At 73.2% G+C, this 18918-nt stretch carries 18 protein-coding genes and 1 pseudogene; 7 read left to right on the top strand and 12 right to left on the bottom strand.

Translation table 11 applies throughout. The features are described from left to right. Positions 1-69: 69 nt before the first annotated feature. From MTDSW087_RS06635 to rpsU, 4 genes are all read right to left on the bottom strand, one after another. Positions 70-603 carry a hypothetical protein gene (locus MTDSW087_RS06635; protein WP_144761849.1) on the bottom strand — a complete coding sequence of 178 codons (534 nt, stop codon included), beginning with the start codon at positions 601-603 and terminating at the stop codon, positions 70-72. After that, positions 603-1100, bottom strand: a complete 498-nt coding sequence (locus tag MTDSW087_RS06630; RefSeq protein WP_238179215.1) for a hypothetical protein — start codon at positions 1098-1100, stop codon at positions 603-605. The genes MTDSW087_RS06635 and MTDSW087_RS06630 overlap by 1 nt, the downstream gene beginning before the upstream one ends. A 256-nt stretch (positions 1101-1356) precedes the next feature. After that, positions 1357-3045: a methyl-accepting chemotaxis protein gene (locus tag MTDSW087_RS06625; protein WP_144761847.1), complete on the bottom strand. Its 1689-nt coding sequence runs from the start codon at positions 3043-3045 to the stop codon at positions 1357-1359. A 244-nt stretch (positions 3046-3289) separates the two neighbouring features. Next, positions 3290-3604 (bottom strand): 30S ribosomal protein S21, encoded by a 315-nt coding sequence (rpsU, locus tag MTDSW087_RS06620; RefSeq protein WP_142585131.1) that lies wholly within the window; start codon positions 3602-3604, stop codon positions 3290-3292. Positions 3605-3839: 235 nt separating this feature from the next. On the opposite strand from rpsU, the pseudogene MTDSW087_RS06615 reads away from it, so the two are divergent. After that, positions 3840-4874: pseudogene (locus MTDSW087_RS06615) on the top strand (threonine aldolase family protein). Between the two features lie 3 nt (positions 4875-4877). Here MTDSW087_RS06615 and MTDSW087_RS06610 read toward each other — a convergent pair. From MTDSW087_RS06610 to MTDSW087_RS06590, 5 genes are all read right to left on the bottom strand, one after another. Then, entirely contained in the window at positions 4878-6065 is a 1188-nt protein-coding gene (locus tag MTDSW087_RS06610; protein WP_144761844.1) for a DUF1501 domain-containing protein, read from the bottom strand. 99 nt (positions 6066-6164) lie between these two features. Continuing rightward, the gene (locus MTDSW087_RS06605; protein ID WP_144761841.1) at positions 6165-7664 is read right to left on the bottom strand and encodes a DUF1800 domain-containing protein; all 1500 of its coding nucleotides are present in this window, start codon (positions 7662-7664) and stop codon (positions 6165-6167) included. 91 nt (positions 7665-7755) lie between these two features. Beyond that, on the bottom strand, positions 7756-9024 hold the full coding sequence (lysA, locus tag MTDSW087_RS06600; RefSeq protein WP_144761838.1) for a diaminopimelate decarboxylase: 1269 nt from the start codon (positions 9022-9024) through the stop codon (positions 7756-7758). A gap of 29 nt (positions 9025-9053) precedes the next feature. Then, complete coding sequence (locus tag MTDSW087_RS06595) at positions 9054-9401, bottom strand: lipoprotein (protein WP_144761835.1); 348 nt, start codon at positions 9399-9401, stop codon at positions 9054-9056. A gap of 137 nt (positions 9402-9538) precedes the next feature. Continuing rightward, positions 9539-10102 carry an NUDIX hydrolase gene (locus tag MTDSW087_RS06590; RefSeq protein ID WP_238179213.1) on the bottom strand — a complete coding sequence of 188 codons (564 nt, stop codon included), beginning with the start codon at positions 10100-10102 and terminating at the stop codon, positions 9539-9541. Between the two features lie 149 nt (positions 10103-10251). Here MTDSW087_RS06590 and MTDSW087_RS06585 point away from each other — a divergent pair, with 149 nt between their 5' ends. Genes MTDSW087_RS06585 through MTDSW087_RS06575 form a run of 3 tightly spaced genes read left to right on the top strand, consistent with a single transcriptional unit; the run spans position 10252 to position 13084 of the window. Then, the gene (locus MTDSW087_RS06585) at positions 10252-11265 is read left to right on the top strand and encodes an iron ABC transporter substrate-binding protein (RefSeq protein ID WP_144761832.1); all 1014 of its coding nucleotides are present in this window, start codon (positions 10252-10254) and stop codon (positions 11263-11265) included. Then, on the top strand, positions 11262-12314 hold the full coding sequence (locus MTDSW087_RS06580; RefSeq protein ID WP_144761830.1) for a FecCD family ABC transporter permease: 1053 nt from the start codon (positions 11262-11264) through the stop codon (positions 12312-12314). Before MTDSW087_RS06585 ends, MTDSW087_RS06580 begins: the two co-directional genes overlap by 4 nt. Then, the gene (locus MTDSW087_RS06575; protein WP_144761827.1) at positions 12311-13084 is read left to right on the top strand and encodes an ABC transporter ATP-binding protein; all 774 of its coding nucleotides are present in this window, start codon (positions 12311-12313) and stop codon (positions 13082-13084) included. Before MTDSW087_RS06580 ends, MTDSW087_RS06575 begins: the two co-directional genes overlap by 4 nt. An 89-nt stretch (positions 13085-13173) precedes the next feature. Here the strand turns inward: MTDSW087_RS06575 and MTDSW087_RS06570 are convergent, their stop codons facing one another. Further along, positions 13174-14568, bottom strand: coding sequence for a TAXI family TRAP transporter solute-binding subunit (locus tag MTDSW087_RS06570; protein WP_144762072.1), 1395 nt, complete (start codon positions 14566-14568; stop codon positions 13174-13176). 203 nt (positions 14569-14771) lie between these two features. Here MTDSW087_RS06570 and MTDSW087_RS06565 point away from each other — a divergent pair, with 203 nt between their 5' ends. From MTDSW087_RS06565 to MTDSW087_RS06555, 3 genes are all read left to right on the top strand, one after another. Beyond that, positions 14772-15293: a RecX family transcriptional regulator gene (locus MTDSW087_RS06565; RefSeq protein ID WP_186383754.1), complete on the top strand. Its 522-nt coding sequence runs from the start codon at positions 14772-14774 to the stop codon at positions 15291-15293. Between the two features lie 89 nt (positions 15294-15382). Then, positions 15383-15814: an OsmC family protein gene (locus MTDSW087_RS06560; protein WP_144761825.1), complete on the top strand. Its 432-nt coding sequence runs from the start codon at positions 15383-15385 to the stop codon at positions 15812-15814. Between the two features lie 206 nt (positions 15815-16020). Then, positions 16021-17232, top strand: coding sequence for a putative DNA modification/repair radical SAM protein (locus tag MTDSW087_RS06555; protein WP_144761822.1), 1212 nt, complete (start codon positions 16021-16023; stop codon positions 17230-17232). A 3-nt stretch (positions 17233-17235) separates the two neighbouring features. On the opposite strand, the gene MTDSW087_RS06550 is transcribed toward MTDSW087_RS06555, so the two are convergent. Together MTDSW087_RS06550 and MTDSW087_RS06545 are read right to left on the bottom strand one after the other, a co-directional pair. After that, complete coding sequence (locus MTDSW087_RS06550) at positions 17236-18207, bottom strand: hypothetical protein (RefSeq protein WP_144761819.1); 972 nt, start codon at positions 18205-18207, stop codon at positions 17236-17238. Positions 18208-18355: 148 nt separating this feature from the next. Further along, positions 18356-18910, bottom strand: a complete 555-nt coding sequence (locus MTDSW087_RS06545; RefSeq protein WP_144761815.1) for a DUF4337 domain-containing protein — start codon at positions 18908-18910, stop codon at positions 18356-18358. Positions 18911-18918 lie beyond the last annotated feature (8 nt).

Below are 18918 nucleotides of genomic sequence, written 5' to 3'. Positions count from 1 at the left end.
GATCCGGGTTCGAACGAGATCATCCTTCGCCTGAGGTCAGAGGACCCGAGGCGCCCGGAGGGACCGCCGTCAGGCGGCACGCGCTGCCGGGACCTCTGTCAGGCCTTCGAATTCCGTTAGCACGCTGGCGTAGAGGCGCTTGAGCCAGACCTGCGCCTCCTGCCGGTCCGCCTGCGCGGCCCGCATCGCCTCTTCCGCCTGAGCGGCCCGGGCCTCGGCCGCACGGGCTGCCGCCTCGGCTTGCTCAGCACGCAGGAGTGCGCCCTGCGTCTCGGCCTCGGCGAGGCGCAGACGCGTCTCGGCCTCCGCGGCCTGGCGCGCGCTGCGTTCGGCGAGCGCCTCTGCGCGGCGGCCCACCTCGTCGGCTTCCGCCCGGGCCTGGCGGACGCGCGAGGCCACGTCGCGGATCATCTGGATGGCGGCCGGCCAGTCTGTCTCAGCGGAGCCGTCCTCCGCCGGGATGCCCTCCCCTGCTTCCAGAACCAGCGACACGATCGCGGGCTCGGCCTCCACCAAGACGGGGGCGAGGAGGCGCTGCAGCGCGCTCATCCGCGGGCCGGTTTCGGGGGCCGATACGGTCCGGATCTGTGCGGCCTGTGCCATCAGCCCAACGTCCTGCTCTCGGGAAACGCCGCGAATTCGCTGGTGATCGTCTCATGCACGCGGGCGAGCCAGTCCTCGGCGATGCGAGCCCGCTCCTCGGCGGCCTCCGCCCGCGCCTCTGCGGTGCGGATACGCGCCTCGGCCTGCGCCTGGATCGCCTCGGCCCGCACCTCGGCCGCGCGCACGCGCTCACTGGCCGCCGAGACATCCTCGCGGACGCGTTCCAGAAGGTCTTGGACGCGCTGGTCCTGCTCCTGGGCCTGGGCCTCGACGTCGCGGGCACGGCTCGCCGCCGCGCGGACCCGCTCGATCAGGCCGGCCCATTCCTGCGCAGAGGCCGGCGCGCCGGATTGCGGAGTGGGACGACCCTCGGAGGCGCGGACCACGCGCAGGATGCTGCTGAGGGCGGCGTCCGGCCGCGTCTCCGGCTCGGCCGCCCGCACCCGGCCTTCGAGCCGGGATGGGGGCGCCCAGTGCAACTTCTCGGCCGGTTCCATGATCGACGCACCGCAGACGGGAAGCCCACGCCGAATGCCGCGAGGCTTGCAGGTCGACGATGATGAAATGTAGTTAATGTAATATTAACGCAGATCCGTCGCCGGACGATCCGCGGCTCGGACTGGACATCCTGGCCGCCGCTAAACTGCTGCGCCAGCAAAGGCGCGTCGCCTTATGGTCTGGAGACAGTTCAGTTCTGTCCCGAGGCTGCCCCCGCTGCGGCGTTGCTCGACCGCAGCGGGCGAACGACCTGGATCAGGCCGCCTTGACCGTCGCCAGGAAGTCGCCGACCTCACGGTTGAGCATCTCCGATTGCCGCGAGAGTTCCGAGGAGGCGTCGAGCACCTGCCGCGCGGACAGGCCCGTCCGCTCGGCGGCGCCGGCGACACCTGCGATGTTGTGCGTGACCTCGGCGGTGCCGGTGGCGGCCTGGGCGACGTTGCGCACGATCTCCTGGGTCGCCGCACCCTGCTCCTCCACCGAGGCGGCGATCGAGGTCGCGACCCGGCTGATCTCCTGGATGCGGTCGGCGATGCTGCCGATCGCGCCGACCGCCTCGGCGGTCGTGCCCTGGATCTGGCCGATCTGGGCGGCGATCTCCTCGGTGGCCTTGGCCGTCTGGTTGGCGAGTTCCTTCACCTCGGCGGCCACGACGGCGAAGCCGCGGCCGGCCTCGCCGGCGCGGGCCGCCTCGATCGTGGCATTGAGCGCCAGCAGGTTGGTCTGCCCGGCGATGCCGGAGATCAGGCTGACCACGTCGCCGATCCGGCTCGTGGCGCTCGCGAGCGCCTGCACCAAACCGGCGGTGCGGGCGGCCTCGTCCGCTGCGGTCTGGGCGAGGTCGGCCGAGCCCGAGACCTGGCGGCCGATCTCCTGCACCGAGGAGCCGAGCTCCTCGGCCGCCGCGGCGACGGTGCCGACATTGGCGGAGGCCTGCTCGGCGGCCGCCGCCGCGCCGCTCGACTGGCCGGCGGTCTCGCTCGCCGCACCCGCCATGCCCTGCGCGGTCGCTTGGAGTTCGGTGGCGGAGGCGGCGACGAGACCGACGATGCCGCCGACAGCCGCCTCAAACCGTCCAGCCATTTCGCGCATCGCTGCCTTGCGCTGCGCCTCGACGCCGGCCCGGGCCTCGGCGCTCTCCGCCTCGAGGCCACGCATCCGGATCAGCCCGTCCTTGAAGACCTGGACGGCGTCGGCGATGCGGCCGATCTCGGTGCGCTCGCCCCGGTGCGGGATCGCCACCGCGAGGTCGCCGGCGGCGAGCGCCTGCATCGGGGTCACCACCGAGCCGATGCCCGTCGAGATCCCGCGGATGATCAGCCCGGCGAGCAGGATGGACAGGATGAGGCCGCTGACGATGCCCGCGATGGCGAGGCTCCGGGCCGTCTCGTAGGTGGCGAGGCTGCGCGCCTCCGCCTTGGCCGCGCCGGTATTGTTCAGGGCGATCAGGTTCTCCAGGGCCGTCGACATGGCGCGCCGCGGCAGGATGCCCTTGGCCTCGTAATAGGCGAAGGCCTCCGCCTTCAGGCCCTTGCGCGACAGCTCGAGGACCACCTGCCGCTCGGCCTCGAAGGCCTGCACCGCGGCGCGGTAGGTCTCGTAGAGCGCGCGCTCCTCTGCCGAGGCGATCAGGGGCTCGTAGGCGGCGCGCTCGTCGTCGACGCGCTTGCCGAAGCGCACGAGGTCCTTCTCGACGGTCTCGACGAGCTTCGGGTCCGTCGCCTGGGTGTGGCGCAGGAGCACGCCGTTCAGCCGCGCCGACTGGGTGTCGATGTTGCCGAGCGCCCGGACGCTGGGGAGCCAGTTGGTCTCGACCTCGAGGGCTTCCGCGCGCATCGCCTGGGTGCTCGTCAGACCGACGATGCCGAGGCCGAGGATGAAGACGGTGAGCAGGCCGAAGGCCGCGATCAGCTTCGCGCGGATGGACAGGGACGGCAGTGACACGGGAGCCTCGACGCTAAAGTGCGACCCGACCGGAAGCAGTCCCGATCTCGCACCCGCGATCGTTCGGCAGAATGGTTGCCGATCATTTACTGCATGATCTTGCAGGATCGCGATGCCGACAGGATGCGACCTTCCTGTCACGGTGACTCGGCGCCAAACAGCAAAAAGGCCCGCGCCGCAGATGCGGCCGGGCCTGATTGCAGGTTCTGGAGCGACCCGCGCCGTCGGGCGCGGGTTTCCCGTCTTACGAGGCGACGGCGGGAGCGGCAGCCTGCGCCGACGGGGCGGGGCTCGCCGAGAAGCCGCCCGGACGACGGCCGGCGCCCGGAACGCGGGGCTTCGGCTTCGGCGCGGCGATCAGGCCCTCGCGGATGGCGGTCTTGCGGGCCTGCTTGCGGGCGCGGCGGACGGCCTCGGCCTTCTCGCGAGCCTTGCGCACGGAGGGCTTCTCGTAGGCCTTGCGCTGCTTCATCTCACGGAAGATGCCCTCACGCTGCATCTTCTTCTTGAGGACGCGGAGCGCCTGATCGACGTTGTTGTCGCGAACGAGTACCTGCAACGGACTGGATCCTCTGGAACTTGCAATCGGTCTGGGGCGACCCGGGCCGGATCCGCACTTATCAGGAAACCGACAAACGCCCCTGTCCCGGGGGTCGCCCGGGCGGGACGCGGATCGGAATCGTCGCGAATCGGCGCGTTGTCGGCACCTTGCGGCTGGCTTTACACCAACTGCGCACGACTTCCAACCGCTCCGATGAGGTGCGGACGGCCCAGGGATCTGACAAGAAGGAGCGATGACGAGCGACGCGCAGCAATTCGCCAGCGACAACTATTCCGGCATCTGCCCGGAGGCCTGGGCCGCCATGGAGGCGGCCAATCGCGGCCATGCCCCGGCCTATGGCGAGGATGCCTGGACGGCGCGCGCCGCGGACGCGTTCCGCGCCCTGTTCGAGACCGCGTGCGACGTCTTCTTCGCCTTCAACGGCACCGCGGCCAACGCCCTCGCGCTCGCCGCCCTGTGCCAGTCCTACCACAGCGTGATCTGCGCCGATTAGGCCCATGTCGAGACCGACGAGTGCGGCGCGCCGGAATTCTTCTCCAACGGCTCGAAGCTGCTCGTGGCCCGCACCGAGGGCGGCAAGCTGACGCCCGACGCGATCCGGGCGCTCGCCGGGCGCACCGACATCCACTTCCCCAAGCCCCGCGTCGTCACCGTGACGCAGCCGACCGAGACGGGGCAGGTCTACACCCTCGACGAGCTGCGCGCCCTCTCGGCCACCTGCCGGGACCTGTCCCTGAGCCTGCACATGGACGGGGCGCGCTTCGCCAATGCCTGCGCCGGCCTCGGCTGCAGCCCCGCCGACATGACCTGGCGGGCGGGCATCGACGTGCTCTGCTTCGGCGGCACCAAGAACGGCATGCATGCGGGCGAGGCGGTGGTGTTCTTCAAGACCGCGCTCGCCGAGGATTTCGGCTACTGCTGCAAGCAGGCGGGCCAGCTCGCCTCGAAGATGCGCTTCCTCGCCGCCCCCTGGGTCGGCATGCTGGAGGGCGGCGCCTGGCTCCGGAACGCGGCCCACGGCAATGCCTGCGCCCGCCGCTTCGCCGAGGCCGTCGCGGATCTTCCCGGGGTCGCGCTGCTCTTCCCCGCGGAGGCCAACGCCGTGTTCCTGGCGCTGCCGCCCGCCGTGATGGAGGCCCTGCGGGCACGGGGCTGGCGCTTCTACACCTTCATCGGCGGCGGCGCCCGCTTCATGTTCGCCTGGGACGCCGACCCGGCCCGGGTCGACGCGCTGATCGCGGATCTCCGGGCGGCGGTGGCGGGCTGAGGCTCAGAGCAGCCCGAGATCGACCGGATCCACCTCGGCGAAGACGCGGCGCAGGCTGGGCCGGTCGAGCCCGTAGAGGCGGGCGAACAGGCCGGCGAGCAGCGCCCGGTAATCGGTGAGCACCGGATAGTCGCGGTTCTGGAACAGGCTCGCCTCGGCCACGCGCACCTGCGGCCCGGCGATGCGGCCGCCCTTCAGGCCGCCGCCGAGCACCCAGTAGACCGAGCCGTGGCCGTGATCGGTGCCGCGGTTGCCGTTCTCGCGGAAGGTGCGGCCGAATTCCGACAGCACCACCACCACGGTGTCGTTCCAGCCCGAGCCGATCTCCTCGGAGAAGCCCGCGAGCGCCCGGCCGAGCTCGGCGAGGCGGTCGGCGAGGTAACCGGTGGCCGCGCCCTGGTTCACATGGGTGTCCCAGCCGCCGACATCGACGAAGCCGAGGTTGAACCCGTCACGCATCAGCCGGCCGATCCGGCGGGCGGACAGCTCGAACCCTTTGGGCGAGACCGCCCCGCGGTCCGCCTGGGCGGCGTGGTCCGAGATCGACTGGTAGACGGCGTCGCGCACGCGGAACCCCTCCTCCACCGCCGGGCGGAGGCTCGAATCGCGGTACATCGCGGCGATGAGCTTGGCCTGCCGCGCGTCGATGCCGGGCTTGCCCACGCCGTTGATGGCGATGTTCGGCACGGTCTCCGCCCCGCGGAAGATCAGCGGCACCTGCTCGGTGAAGGCGATCGGGCGCACCCGCGTCAGCTCGGCGGCGAGCCGCGCCATGAAGCCGGAATTGTAGTCGCGCGCGCCCCCGATGGTCTGGCCGAGCTCGATCGTGTCCTGCGTCTCGAAATGGCTGCGGGTGACGTCGTCGGTGCCGGCGAAGGGCACGAAGGCCGCCTGCCCCTTGGCGAAGAGCGGCAGGATCGTCTCGCGCAGGGCCGGGTTGAGGCTCCAATCCGCGTCGAGGGGGAGCGCCGCGCCCGGATTGCCGGGATCGGGCTTGGCGAGCGCGAGGTTCGGCCGGGCCCGGTAATAGAAGTCGCTGCCCGTGGGGACCACCACGTTGGCGGCGTCGTAGGCGCCGCGCAGGAACACGACGAGGAGCCGCGCCTCGGCCCGCGGGGCCGCCCAGACGCGCCCGGCGACCGTCGAGGCCCCGAGGAGGGCGGCGGACCGGATGAGATCACGGCGGTTCATGGCTCTCTCCCGAAAGAACCTTGTGCCAGACGACGATGATCCCGACGCATCGTCGTCTGCCCGTGCGACGGCGCGGCGGCGATCGTTCGCAACGCGATATCAGCGCATGAAGTCCGGCGAGGCGAGGTAGAGGGTGTTCCAGTCCTGCGGCGAGACCGCCCGCGCCAGCGCCTCGCGGGTCGTCGCGCTCAGGGTGCCCGCGAGCGCCGCGAAGTAGAGGCCGTTCTGCAGCAGTGGGAAGGCCGGCTCCTCGGCGGCGTCCGGCATGGGCGGCTTGAACAGGCCGGCCGGCCCGGAGCCGATCTGCCGGGCGATCTCGAACCGGGTCGCGAGCTGGCCCGGCCCCGCCCAGGCAGCGGCGGCGAGCGGGTAGCCGTCCGGCGTCGTGCGGTTGAACAGGCCCTCGCCGAGCCGGTTGAGCCAGCCCTGCACCGGCTGGGTGTTGAGGACGACGCGCTCGTCATAGGCCATGCGCAGGGCCGAGAAGACGTAGCGCACCGGATCCTTGAAGCGCGCGGCGGCGGCATCGGTGAATTCGGGGGCGCGCAGCAGCACGGCCGTCACCTGGGCGATGTCGCCGTCGCTGCGGGCGAAGGTCTCGGCGAGGCGGGTCTGCAGGTCGGGGCTCGGCTCGGTGCCGAGCAGGTAGAGCGCCAGCGCGCGCGTGACGTTCCGCGCGGTGGCCGGGTGGCGGCAGAGGATGTCGAGGGCCTCGCGCACCTCGTCGAAGCCGCGGCCCCGGATCGCATGTCCGAGGAGGAGCTTGTCGCCGTAATCGTGCCGGTTCGGATCGAACAGGAACAGCCCGTCGCGCAGGATGTCGGCCTGCCGCTCGGGGCGGACCTTCGGGTCCTCGGCCTTCAGGGTGATGCCGCTGCCGGTGAGGATGCGCGCGAGCGCCTCGACATCGGCCTGACCGTAGCCGGAGCCGACACCCATCGTGTGCAGCTCCATGATCTCGCGGGCGTAGTTCTCGTTGATGCGCCCGGCCGCGTTCTCGGCATTGTCGAGGTAGCGCAGCATGGCCGGGTGGCGCAGGCTCGCCTCCAGGAGGTCGCGGAAGCGGCCCAGCGCGTGCGGGCGGATCGCGGCGTCGAGATAGTCGCCGACCATCGCGCGCAGGTTCGCCTTGCCCTGATGCACGTTGAGCCGGTTGAACCAGAACCAGGCGAGCCGCTCGCGGAGCTGGTCGGGGCTGTGGAGGGCGCGCAGGATCGTCAGGGCGGCGGCATCGCGCGCGGCGGCGTTGAGGGCGGCCTGATAGGCCTGCTGCGCCGCCTTGCGCGCCTCCGGATCGGTGAGCGCGTTCGCCGCCCGGCCCTGCGCGTCGAGGGCGCCGACCCGCTCGAACAGGCTCCCCTTCGGAACGAGCAGGGCGGCCTGGACGGCGGCCGCGGGCGGCAGCCGCAGCTCGGCCGGGGGGTGGAGCTGCGCGGCGAGCCAGCGCTCGCGGCCCTGGGCCTTGAGCGCGGCGAAGCTCGACGGGCTGACGCCCCAGCTCGCCCCGTCGAGGAAGGCGATGTCCTCCGCCGGCCCGGCGGCGCAGGGCTGCACCAGGGCGAGCAGGCTGAGACCGATGAGGAAGGCCGCCCGAACCATCGCGTCCCGTCCCGAATGCCGGCGCGCGCGGGAGAGGCCGCCGGCCGGGATCAGGCGTGGTCCGCGAATGCGGCGCCCGCGTGGTGCGGGATCAGGCGAGCCAGCCCGGGACCCGGTCGAGGCCGATCAATTCCTCGTAGGTCTGGCGCGGGCGCACGATCGCGGCCTCGCTGTCCCGCACCAGCACCTCCGGCACGAGGCGGCGGGTGTTGTAGGTGCCGGACTGGACCGCGCCGTAGGCGCCGGCCGTCATCACCGCGATCAGGTCGCCCGGCTTCACCGCCGGCATCTCGCGGTTGAGGGCGAGGTAGTCGCCGGTCTCGCAGACCGGGCCGACCACGTCCGCGGTGATGCGCGGGGTGTCCGCGCCGGGCTCGGCCACGGGCCGCACGGCGTGGTAGGCCTCGTAGAGGGTCGGGCGGATCAGGTCGTTCATCGCCGCGTCCACGATGACGAAGGTCCGCCCCTCCGAGTGCTTCACGTACGTGACGCGGGTGACGAGGATGCCCGCATTGCCCGCGATCATCCGGCCGATCTCGAAGACGGGCCGCAGGCCCAGCGGCGCGAAATGCGGGCGCAGCGTCGCGGCGAGCGCGGCCGGGTCCGGCGGGGGGGCGTTGTCGTCCCGGTAGGGGATGCCGAGGCCGCCGCCGAAATCGATGTGCCGGAGCGTGTGGCCGGCCGCCATCAGGTCGCGGGCGAGGCCGGCGAGCAGCCGCCCGGCGCTCTCGAAGGGCGCGAGATCGGTGATCTGGCTGCCGATATGCATGTCGACGCCGTGCACCGCGATGCCCGGCAGGGCGGCGGCCCGGGCATAGACCTCGGGCGCGCGGGTGATCGGGATGCCGAACTTGTTCTCGTACTTGCCGGTCGAGATCTTGGCATGCGTGCCCGCATCCACGTCCGGGTTGACGCGGATCGAGACGGGCGCCGTCAGCGACAGGCTCTGCGCCACCTCGGAGAGGGCGGCGAGCTCCGGCTCGCTCTCGACGTTGAAGCAGAGGATGCCGGCCTTGAGGCCCGCGGCCATCTCGCCCTGCGTCTTGCCGACGCCGGAGAACACGATGCGCTCGCCCGGCACGCCGGCGGCGAGGGCGCGGCGCATCTCGCCCTCGGAGACGATGTCCATGCCGGCGCCCTGGCGGGCCAGCGTGCGGAGCACCGCCTGGTTCGAGTTCGCCTTGGCCGCGAAGCAGACCAGGGCGTCGTCGCCCGCGAAGGCCTCGGCGAAGACGCGGTAGTGCCGCTCCAGCGTGGCGGTGCTGTAACAGTAGAACGGCGTGCCGACCGCGTCCGCGAGCGGCGTCAGGTCGACCTCCTCCGCGTGGAGGCGGCCGTCGCGATAGTGGAAGTGATGCATCGTGTCCGTGCCGGGCTCGCAGCCGGCCCTTACAGCAGGGGATCGAGGATGAACGGATCCTTCGGGATCCGGAAGCCGCGCTTGGCCCCGCGGCTCGTCTCGATGGGCGCTTCCGTGCCCGCGGGCGGCGTGGCGGAGGCGGAGAGCTCGTCGCCGGCCTGGACGGCATCGGCATCGGGGCTCGTCGAGCCGCCGCCGAGGCCGACGCTGCCGGGCAACTGGCGCGGGCTCGCGGTCGTGCCGGGGCCGGCCGCCTGCGCCGGGCGCTGCGGGGCACTGGCCTGCGGCGCCTCGAGCGCGCCGCGCCGCCCGCACGCGGAGACGGTGAGCGCGAGGCCGGTCGCGGCGAGAATCGTCAGGACACGGATCGGCAGCATCACGCGAAAGGTCCGGCGGGTCTTCTCGGAAAAGGCGGCCCTCCCAGGAGAGGGCGCGCCACCTTAGCCGCGGACGGGGCGCGAGGCGAGCGCGGGCAGGCCACACCCGGCGCAATCGCGGAACCGCCCCGGTTCCCTCACCCGCGGGACAGCCCGATCAGCAGCAGGCCGGCATGCCCGGCATTGAGGATCGCCCCCGAGAGGGCGAGCCGGGTCGCCTCCGCGCGGCTCACCCGCACCACCTCGATCGCCTCGTCGGCCTCGGGCGCCGCCGGGCCCGGCCGCACGCCGACGGCGCGCACGAGATGGGTCCGATTCGTGTAGCGGGCGGGATCGACGCTGAGCGAGACCACCGGCTCCAGGCGGCCGCCGAGATAGCCCGTCTCCTCGGGCAGCTCGCGCGAGGCGGCGGCGAGGATGTCGGCGTCCTCCGGGTCCATCACGCCGCCCGGCAATTCCAGGCTCGGGGAGGCGCTGCCGTGGCGGTACTGGCGCACCAGCACGATCCGGCCCGCCTCGTCCTCGGCGAGGACATGCACGAAATCGGGATATTCGAGCACGTAATAGGGCGTGACGGGCACGCCCGATTCGGTGGTGCAGTCGTCGGCCCGCACCCGGATCCAGCGATCCGCCAGCGGGTAGGTCGATCCGTGCACCGTCCAGCCCCGATCGCTCATGCCGTCGCCCATGCCGTCGCCCATGCCAGCCTCGCCTCCGTCCGCTGCGCAGATGCGCTATATGACGGGCTATACGGCGGCCCGGTCCCGCCGACCCTCGCCGTTCGTGAGCCGAACCCCGCGCATGCCGCAAGCCCCCGCCGGCCCTCCCGCGCGCCCGCCTCGGCCTCGCCCTGTGCCTCGCCCTCCTCGCGAGCCTGACGGCGCCCGCCTGCGCCCGCCCCTTCCGCGACGCGGCCGGGCGCGTGGTCGAGGTGCCGGACAGGCCCCTGCGCGTGATCGCCGCCGGGCCGCCGGCCTCCGTCCTGCTCTACACCCTGGCGCCCGCAAGGATGGCGGCCTGGGTCGGCGCGCCGCGCGCGGCCGAGACGCCGTTCCTGCTGCCCGAATCCCGCGACCTGCCGGTCTCCGGCCGGCTGACGGGACGCGGCGGCACGGCCAATGTCGAGGCGGTGCTGGCCCTGAAGCCCGACCTGATCGTCGATGCCGGCAGCCTCGGGCCGACCTACGCCTCGCTGGCCGACCGGGTCCAGGCGCAGACCGGCATCCCCTACATCCTCCTCGACGGGTCGCTGCCTGGGACGGCGCAGACCTACCGCCAGCTCGGCGCGCTGCTGGGCGAGGAGGCGCGCGGCGAGGAGCTGGCGCGCGCGGCGCAGGCCATCCTCGACACGGTGGCGGCCCGGGTCGATCCCCTGCCGCCGGAGCGGCGGCCGATCGTCTATTACGGCCGCGGGCCGAAGGGGCTGGAGACCGGCCTGCCCGGCTCGATCAACGCCGAGATCCTGGAGCGGGCGGGCGGGCGCAACGCGGCGCCCCCGGCCCCCGGCGGCCTCGCCGCGGTCAGCCCCGAGCAGGTGCTCGCCTGGAACCCGGCCGTGATCGTGACGGTGGACCCGGCCGTGCAGGCGCTGTTCCGCACCGATCCGCTCTGGCAGGGCCTCGCCGCCGTGCGCGCGGCCCGGATCTACCGGGCGCCGGCCCTGCCCTTCGGCTGGTTCGACGCGCCGCCGGGGGTCAACCGGCTGATCGGCCTGCGCTGGCTCGCGGGGCTGCTCCACCCGGACCTGTTCCCGGAGCCGCTGCCCGAGGCGGTGCGGGCCTTCTACCGGCGCTTCTACCACCTCGACCTCAGCGAGGCGCAGCTCGCCGCCCTCCTCGACGGCACCGGGAGCCGGGCGCCGTGAGGAGCGAGGCCGCGGCCGCCGCCCGGGATGCCGGCCGTTTCAGGGCCGGGCCCCTCGTCTGGGCGCTGCCGGTGCTCGCCCTCCTCCTCCTCACCGTGGCGGCCCTCGGCACCGGCCGCTTCGCCGTGCCGCCCCTCGACGTGGCCGCCCTGCTCTGGGCCAAGCTCACCGGGGGCACCGCCCCGGTCGACGCGACCGCCCAGACCGTGGTGCTGCAGGTGCGCCTGCCGCGGGTGGTGGGGGCGCTGGTGGTCGGGGCGGCGCTCGCCGCGGCGGGGGCGACCTATCAGGGCCTGTTCCGCAACCCCCTCGTCTCGCCCGACATCCTCGGCGTCTCGGCCGGCGCCAGCCTCGGGGCGGTCGCCGGCATCGTGCTGGCCCTGCCCGTCGCCGCGATCCAGGGCCTCGCCTTCGCGGGCGGGCTCGCGGCGGTGGCGGCGGTCTATCTCGTCGGGGTCGCGGTGCGCCGGCACGATCCGGTCCTGACCCTGGTCCTCGCCGGCGTCGCGGTCGGCGCGGTGCTGGGGGCCGGGATCTCGCTGCTCAAGGTGCTCGCCGACCCCTACAACCAGCTCCCCGCCATCACCTACTGGCTGCTCGGCAGCCTCGCCTCCGTCACGCTCGGCGATGTCGGCGCCATCCTGCCCGCGATCCTGCTCGGGCTCGTGCCCCTCGTCCTGCTGCGCTGGCGCATGAACCTGATGAGCCTCGGCGACGAGGAGGCCCGCGCGCTCGGGGTCGAGACCCGAGCCTTGCGCCCATTGCTCGTCGCCGCCGCCACCCTCGTCACCGCCGCCGCCGTCTCGGTCACGGGCGTGATCGGCTGGGTCGGGCTGATCGTGCCGCATGTCGCCCGGCTCCTCGTCGGGCCGGATTTCCGCCGGCTGCTGCCGGCCTCGGTGCTGCTCGGGGCCGGCTACCTGCTCGCCGTCGACCTAATCGCCCGCAACGCGGCGCGGATCGAGATCCCGCTCGGCATCCTGACGGCCCTCGTCGGCGCGCCCTTCTTCCTCTGGCTCCTCGCCTCCGGGCGGCGCGGCTGGGCCTGATGCTCGTCGTCGAGGAGCTCGCCTTCGGCTACGGCGCCCGCACGGTCGGCTCCGGCGTCGGCTTCCGCCTGGAGCCGGGGGAGACCCTGTGCCTGCTCGGGCCGAATGGCGGCGGCAAGACCACCCTGTTCAAGACCCTGCTCGGCCTGCTGCCCGCGCAGGCCGGGCGGATCCTGCTCGACGGGGCCGACCTCGCGCGGATGCCGCGGAAGGCGGTCGCGCGGAGCCTCGCCTACGTGCCGCAGGCGCATGCCGCCTTCTTCCCCTTCCGGGTGCGGGACGTGGTGCTGATGGGCCGCGCGAGCCGGCTCGGCCCCTTCGCCAGCCCGGGTGCTGCCGACCACGCGGCGGCGGAGGTCGCCCTCGAGGCGCTCGGCATCGGCCATCTCGCGGAGCGGATCTACACCGAGATCAGCGGCGGCGAGCGCCAGCTCGCGCTCATCGCCCGGGCGCTCGCGGGCGAGCCGCGCCTCCTCGTGATGGACGAGCCCACCGCGAGCCTCGATTTCGGCAACCAGACGCGCGTCCTCACGCAGATCCGGCGGCTCGCCGCCCGCGGCATCGGCATCGTCCTCTCGACGCACGATCCCGGCCACGCCTTCCTCTGCGCCGACCGGGTGGCGCTGCTCCATGGCGGGACGCTGGTGGCGCTCGGCCCCCCGGCCGAGACCGTCACGCCGGAGACCCTGCGCCGGATCTACGGCGTCGAGGTCGCGGTGGTGCCGCTGCCGGGGGGCGCCGGCACGGTCTGCGCGCCGGTGCTCGATTGAGACCGCGCGGCGCCTGAGCGAAGGCGACATCCGCGCGAAGGCGACGTCCGCCCTCCCGGAGGGATCACCCGGATGTCGTATGAGACCCGCTATTCCGCGGCCGGCACGCTGAGGGCGAGGAGCCGCGCGGTGCGGGCGCGGGCGCCGGCCCGGGTCTCCTCCTCGTCCGCGCCGAGCTGGCGGCGGGCATCGGCGATGGCGGCGTGGACCGCGTCGACCGCCAGGATCAGGGCGCTGACCGTGCGGGTGTCGATGGTGCGCTCGCGGGCGTAGCGCACCACGTCGGCCACCAGCCCGTCGGTCTCCAGCGCCAGCGTCTCGAGCGCCGCCCGGGTCTCGGCCACGCGCGCCTCGCGCAGGATGTCGATCAGCCGGTCGAGCACGATGTCGACGCGCTCGCGCCGCTTGCGGGCGAGACGCTGCCCGAGCCAGGCGATGCCGGAGCCGATCGTGCCGCCGAAGAAGGCGAACAGGTAGATGTAGTCCTCGTAGCGCTCCAGGAAGGTCTGCTGCTCGCGCTCGAAATAGTCGACCGCGCCGGGATGGTTCGGCAGCCGGGCGGAGGTCGCCGCCACCGTGGTGTCGAACTCGGGCGCCTTCATCAGCTTGGCGACGGGGGCCACCGCCGCGAGCCGCGAGCGCCACTCGAACAGGTGCTGCGTGACCGAGGCCACGGCGACGCGGTTCACGGAGGCGCGGGCCATCAGCCGGTAGGAGGCGCCCACCGTCTTCACCTCCTCGGCCGGCCGCTTCGGGCGGCCGCCGAAGGTGCCGGCGGGGATCGTCACCGCCTGCAGCTCGGGATAGCGCTGCAGGATCGCGTCGGTATCGGGCACCGAGACCAGGGCGACCTTGCGCTCGGGCGAGGCGAGCTCCACCGCGCGCACCGTGGCGGTCGCGACCTTCGAGGACGGGCTCGCCACCACCGCCACCGCGTCGACGCGCTTCTCGGCCACCGCCTGCGTCACCTCGGTGGCCTTCAGCGGCACGACCTGGACATGGCTCGCGCCCGCCTCGTCGCCCGCGCCCGGCCCGAGATCGTAGAAGGCGAGCATGTTGTTGAGGAAGGGCAGGTCGGCGGCATGGCGCACCACCAGCCCAACGCGCTTGCGCGCGAGATCGGGGAAGTCGTCGATATCGGCCGCCTCGGGCGCGGCGAGCAGGAGGGCCTCGTCGTGCAGGATCGCGAGCGTCAGCCCGTTCTCGGGCAGGAACACGTCGGGCCGGACGATGGCGAGATCGGCCTTGTTCGCCTGCAGCGCGCCGCCGCTGTCGCGCACGTCGCCGTAGCGCACCAGCTTGAGGCGGACATCCTCGCGGGCGCGGGCGAGCGCCGCGGAATAGGCCTCGACGAGGCCGGTCTCCGGCCCGTCCTGCGGCGCCACGGCGACCGTCAGCACGGTCGGGCGCGACAGGTACACGACCACCGCCGCCGAGGCTGCCAGCCCGAGAGCCAGCAGGACGAGGAGCCATTCCCGTCTCAAGAGGACGGCCGACACTGCGTGGACGAGACCATGCTCCGTCCTGTCGCGTTGCGTGCGTTGCATGAAGGCACCATGCAACGCAATCCTGTTCAGATCGTGAAGAACCCGTGACCCGAAAATTCGTTTCCGATGCCCCCCTGCGGCGGGATGGCCGCGCGGAGGGTGACGCCGTCCCAGCCCGCGACGCAAGACCCGCGCCGCCCGTGAGCGCGGCCTGGCTGGAGCGGGCGGCCCTGCACTATCTCGAGCGCTACAGCGCCTCGTCCGAGATGCTGCGGCGGACGCTCCTGCGCCGCGTCGAGAAGCGGGCCCGGGCGCGCGAGGAGGAGCCGGCCGCCTTCGCGGAGATGGTCGAGGCGACCGTCGCGCGCGCGGTCTCGGCCGGCCTCGTGGACGATGCCCGCTTCGCCCGCGCCCGGCTCGCGACGCTGCGCCGCCGCGGCGCCTCCGCCCGCGGCGCCTCGGCCAAGCTCGCCGCCAAGGGCGTGCCGCGCGACGAGATCGCGGCGGCGATGGCGGCGGAGCGCGCGGATTCCGCCGAGGACCCGGCCGCGATCGAGGCGGAGGCGGCCCGGGCCTACGCGAAGCGGCGCCGGCTCGGTCCCTTCCGGCCGCCGGAGACCCGCGCCGCCCATCGCGAGCGCGACCTCGCCGCGCTCGCCCGGGCCGGCTTCTCTTACGATCTCGCCCGGCGCACGCTGGATGCGGCGGACGAGGAGGCCTGACCGCTGGATTTCACGAATGGGTGCGCCACTTGCCGCCCCGGGCAGGGCCGCGCAACCCGCGTCGCCCGCCGGCTTCGCGGGAGGACGACATGATCAATCGCAGGGCGCACGCGGTCTGGCAAGGCAACGGCAAGGAGGGCAAGGGCACGATCACGACCCAGTCGGGCGTGCTCGCCGACCAGCCCTACGGCTTCAACACCCGCTTCGAGGACAAGCCGGGCACCAACCCGGAGGAGCTGATCGCCGCCGCGCATGCCGGCTGCTTCACCATGGCGCTCGCCTTCCAGCTCCAGGCGGCGGGCCTCGCGGCCACCGAGATGAAGACCGAAGCGGTGGTGACGCTGGAGAAGGAGGGCGACGGCTTCAAGGTCTCGAAATCGGCGCTCACTCTCACCGCCACCATCCCCGGCATCGACCAGGCGAAGTTCGACGAGCTCGCCCACGCCGCCGAGACCGGCTGTCCGATCTCGAAGGTGCTCAACGCCGAGATCACCCTGAAGGCGACCCTCAACCAGGGCTGATCCGCCGGAGCGCTCTCGGGCCGAAGTGGCTCCCGGTTCGGCGGAAGAGAGCGCGTCAAGGGAAAGACTTGGAGCCGAACAAGGACTTGGAGCCGAACCCGCTTGCAACGCGATCGGTCGGCTCCAAGCCGGCTGCGGCATCGCGCGCGGGGCATGCGGCCCCGCGCGCCCTTGCCTCCGCGGCACACCTGTTCATCATCCGTTCGATGGACGAGACCCTCGCGAAGAAGCTGCGCATCCTGGCCGATGCCGCGAAATACGACGCCTCCTGCGCCTCCTCGGGCGCGCCGAAGCGCGCGGCCGGCAAGGACGGGCTCGGCTCCACCACGGGCGCCGGCATCTGCCACGCCTACACGCCGGACGGGCGCTGCGTCTCGCTCCTGAAGATCCTGCTGACGAACTGGTGCCTGTTCGACTGCGCCTATTGCGTGAACCGGCGCTCCTCGAACGTGCGCCGGGCGAAGTTCAGCGTCGACGAGGTCGTGCGCCTCACCGTCGAGTTCTACAAGCGCAACTACATCGAGGGCCTGTTCCTCTCCTCCGGCATCATCCGCTCGCCCGACCACACGATGGAATTGCTGACGCGGGTGGCCAAGGCGCTGCGGCGCGACCACGGCTTCCGCGGCTACATCCACCTGAAGACCATCCCCGAGGCGAGCCCCTGGCTGATCGAGGAGGCGGGGCTCTATGCCGACCGGCTCTCGATCAACGTGGAGCTGCCGACCGAGGCCAGCCTGGAGCGGCTGGCGCCCGAGAAGGACGGCGCCGCGATCGAGGGCGCGATGGCGCAGATCGGCGAGCGCATCGCGGAGGCGCGGGCCGAGAAGCGCCGGTTCAGCCCGGCCGGGCACTCGACGCAGGTCATCGTCGGCGCGGACGACACCACCGACGCGGCGCTGATCGCCAAGAGCGCGCATCTCTACGGCCGGGTCGGCCTCAAGCGCGTCTACTACTCGGCCTTCAGCCCGATCCCGGACGGCGCGGCGATCCTGCCGCTCAAATCGCCCCCGCTCCAGCGCGAGCACCGGCTCTACCAGGCCGACTGGCTGCTGCGGTACTACGACTTCTCCCCCGCCGAGGTGGCGGAGGCCGCCGATGACGGCATGCTCGCCCTCGACATCGACCCGAAGCTCGCCTGGGCCCTGAAGAACCGCGCCCGCTTCCCCGTGGATGTGAACCGGGCCGAGCGCGAGATGCTGCTGCGGGTGCCGGGCCTCGGCGCGCGCGCCGTCGACCGGATCGTCCAGGCGCGCCGCCACACCACCCTGCGGCTCGACGACGTGGCCCGGCTCACCTCCGGGCTGAAGCGCGCGCGGCCCTTCCTGATCGCCGCCGACCACAGGCCCGTCGCCCTCACCGACCGGCTCGACCTGCGCACCCGCCTCGCCGAGCCCGCGCGGCAGCTCAGCCTGTTCTGATGCTCAGCTCCCGCGCGCGGCCTCCGCGGCGAGGCCGCGCTGCACCTTCGATTTCAGGCGCTTGTTCTGGAAGACCAGCGTGACGGTGGCGCTGCCGCCGCGATCCGACCAGAGATAGGTCTCGAAGGCGCCGAGCCCGGGGATCGTCGCGGTGCCCTCGACGCTGCCGCGGCAGCCGATGAGGGCCTCGACCTCGGCGAGCCGCATCTCCGCCTGGAGCATCTCGAAGGTGCCGAGGCTGATCGGGCACTGCATCCGCTCCGGCGGCGGCCGGTGGGCGGCGACCGGGGCGGGGCGGCCCGGCGCTTCGGGCGCCGCATGGCCCTGCTCCCGGGCGCCCCCGGTCCGGATGGCCGGGGCGGCCTCCTCCGGCACGGGCGTGACGGCCTGCGCCGCGGCGGCCTCGAGGCGCGCCTCGGCCGGGCCGGCATCCGGAAGGCTCGCGGCCGGCGGCCGGCTCTCCGGCGATGCGCCGGCTGTCCGGGCGGCGGGGATGAAGGCGGGACCCTGCCGCAGGCGGCCCGAGCCGGACGGGGCCGGGGCGGCATTCTGCGCGGCGCCGCGGCCGGAGCCGTGCGGCGGACGCTCCTCTCCGGTCTCGGCCGGGGCGAGGGCGTGGCCGACGACGATGGCCCGGCGCAGGGCGGCCTCCAGGCTGCGCAGGTCCCGGGCGAGGCGCTCGCGCCCGGTCGCCGCCGGCCCGGAGCGGCTCTCGCAGGCGGCGAAGGCCGCCAGGGCGTCGCGGATCTCGTCCTCGGTCCATTGCCCGGCGGGCTTGCCGAACAGGTCGGCCTCGCCCTGCGGCACGGCGGAGGCCGTCGCGGTGCCGAGCCCGCCGAGGCGCTCCTCGGCGAGGACGCGGTGCTGGCCGCAGCCGCCGGCCGCCGCGAGGGCGGCCCGGAAGGGGGTGGGCTCAGCCGCCGGGGCGGAGCCGCACGCGGCGAGCAGCAGCGCCGGTGCGAGGAGGATGCGCATGGCAGGGCCGTCGCCGGGGATCGATCGAGCCCCTATGCGACGCCATCGGCGTGAACGGACCCTTACCGCGATGCACGCGTCCCCGGCAGGTTCGGCCGGCGCCCTTAGCGCAGGGTTGACGCCGCCGCTCGGATTGTCCGGAGCGCCGTCAGAACAGGTGCAGGGCGTGCGGCGCGAAGAAGCCGAAGCCCAGCATGACCGCGCCGGCGATGCCGAGCAGGCCGCCCGCGAAGACCAGGGCGACGATGCCGGTGATCACCTCGGCCGAGGCCAGCACGATGCCGATCTGGAAGGCGGCCGAGGCCAATTCGTAATGGTGGTAGCGGTGGAGCGACAGGTCGCGATTCTCCTGGGCGACCTTGGCCTTCTCGGAGAGCTCCTTGCGGCCCTCGCCCGTGGCGGGCTCGGAATCCCAGCGCGCCATCGTCTTGGCCCACTCGGCGCGCTTGGCCTGGACCGCGTCCTGGTTCGGCCCCGGCGGCAGCAGGGCGATGACCTCGTCGGCGGTCTTCAGCACCGTGCCGCGGATGGTGCGGGCCTGGAAGAAGGCCCATTGGTTCGACGCCTCGACATTGGCGCCGATCGCGTCGGTCTGGGCCGCCTTGCCCAGCGTCTCGCTGAAGGCGAGGAACAGCGCCAGCACCGAGATCAGCAGCGCGACGCGCTTGTTGGATCCCTCGATTCCCCCGTGACCACCCGACATCGCCGCTC

The organism is Methylobacterium dankookense (assembly GCF_902141855.1).
Lineage (GTDB): Bacteria > Pseudomonadota > Alphaproteobacteria > Rhizobiales > Beijerinckiaceae > Methylobacterium > Methylobacterium dankookense.
Note: the sequence above shows the minus strand (reverse complement) of the source record. Positions and strands in the feature narration are given on the sequence as shown.

What these genes read in the sequence shown, in the direction of transcription:
- MTDSW087_RS06550 (WP_144761819.1), bottom strand. Translation starts at nt 18,207, where the DNA reads ATGCGCATCCTCCTCGCACCGGCGCTGCTGCTCGCCGCGTGCGGCTCC.
- MTDSW087_RS06555 (WP_144761822.1), top strand. Translation starts at nt 16,021, where the DNA reads ATGGACGAGACCCTCGCGAAGAAGCTGCGCATCCTGGCCGATGCCGCG.
- MTDSW087_RS06630 (WP_238179215.1), bottom strand. Translation starts at nt 1,100, where the DNA reads ATGGAACCGGCCGAGAAGTTGCACTGGGCGCCCCCATCCCGGCTCGAA.
- MTDSW087_RS06560 (WP_144761825.1), top strand. Translation starts at nt 15,383, where the DNA reads ATGATCAATCGCAGGGCGCACGCGGTCTGGCAAGGCAACGGCAAGGAG.
- MTDSW087_RS06605 (WP_144761841.1), bottom strand. Translation starts at nt 7,664, where the DNA reads ATGGTTCGGGCGGCCTTCCTCATCGGTCTCAGCCTGCTCGCCCTGGTG.
- MTDSW087_RS06610 (WP_144761844.1), bottom strand. Translation starts at nt 6,065, where the DNA reads ATGAACCGCCGTGATCTCATCCGGTCCGCCGCCCTCCTCGGGGCCTCG.
- MTDSW087_RS06545 (WP_144761815.1), bottom strand. Translation starts at nt 18,910, where the DNA reads ATGTCGGGTGGTCACGGGGGAATCGAGGGATCCAACAAGCGCGTCGCG.
- lysA (WP_144761838.1), bottom strand. Translation starts at nt 9,024, where the DNA reads ATGCATCACTTCCACTATCGCGACGGCCGCCTCCACGCGGAGGAGGTC.
- MTDSW087_RS06595 (WP_144761835.1), bottom strand. Translation starts at nt 9,401, where the DNA reads ATGCTGCCGATCCGTGTCCTGACGATTCTCGCCGCGACCGGCCTCGCG.
- MTDSW087_RS06590 (WP_238179213.1), bottom strand. Translation starts at nt 10,102, where the DNA reads ATGGGCGACGGCATGGGCGACGGCATGAGCGATCGGGGCTGGACGGTG.
- MTDSW087_RS06635 (WP_144761849.1), bottom strand. Translation starts at nt 603, where the DNA reads ATGGCACAGGCCGCACAGATCCGGACCGTATCGGCCCCCGAAACCGGC.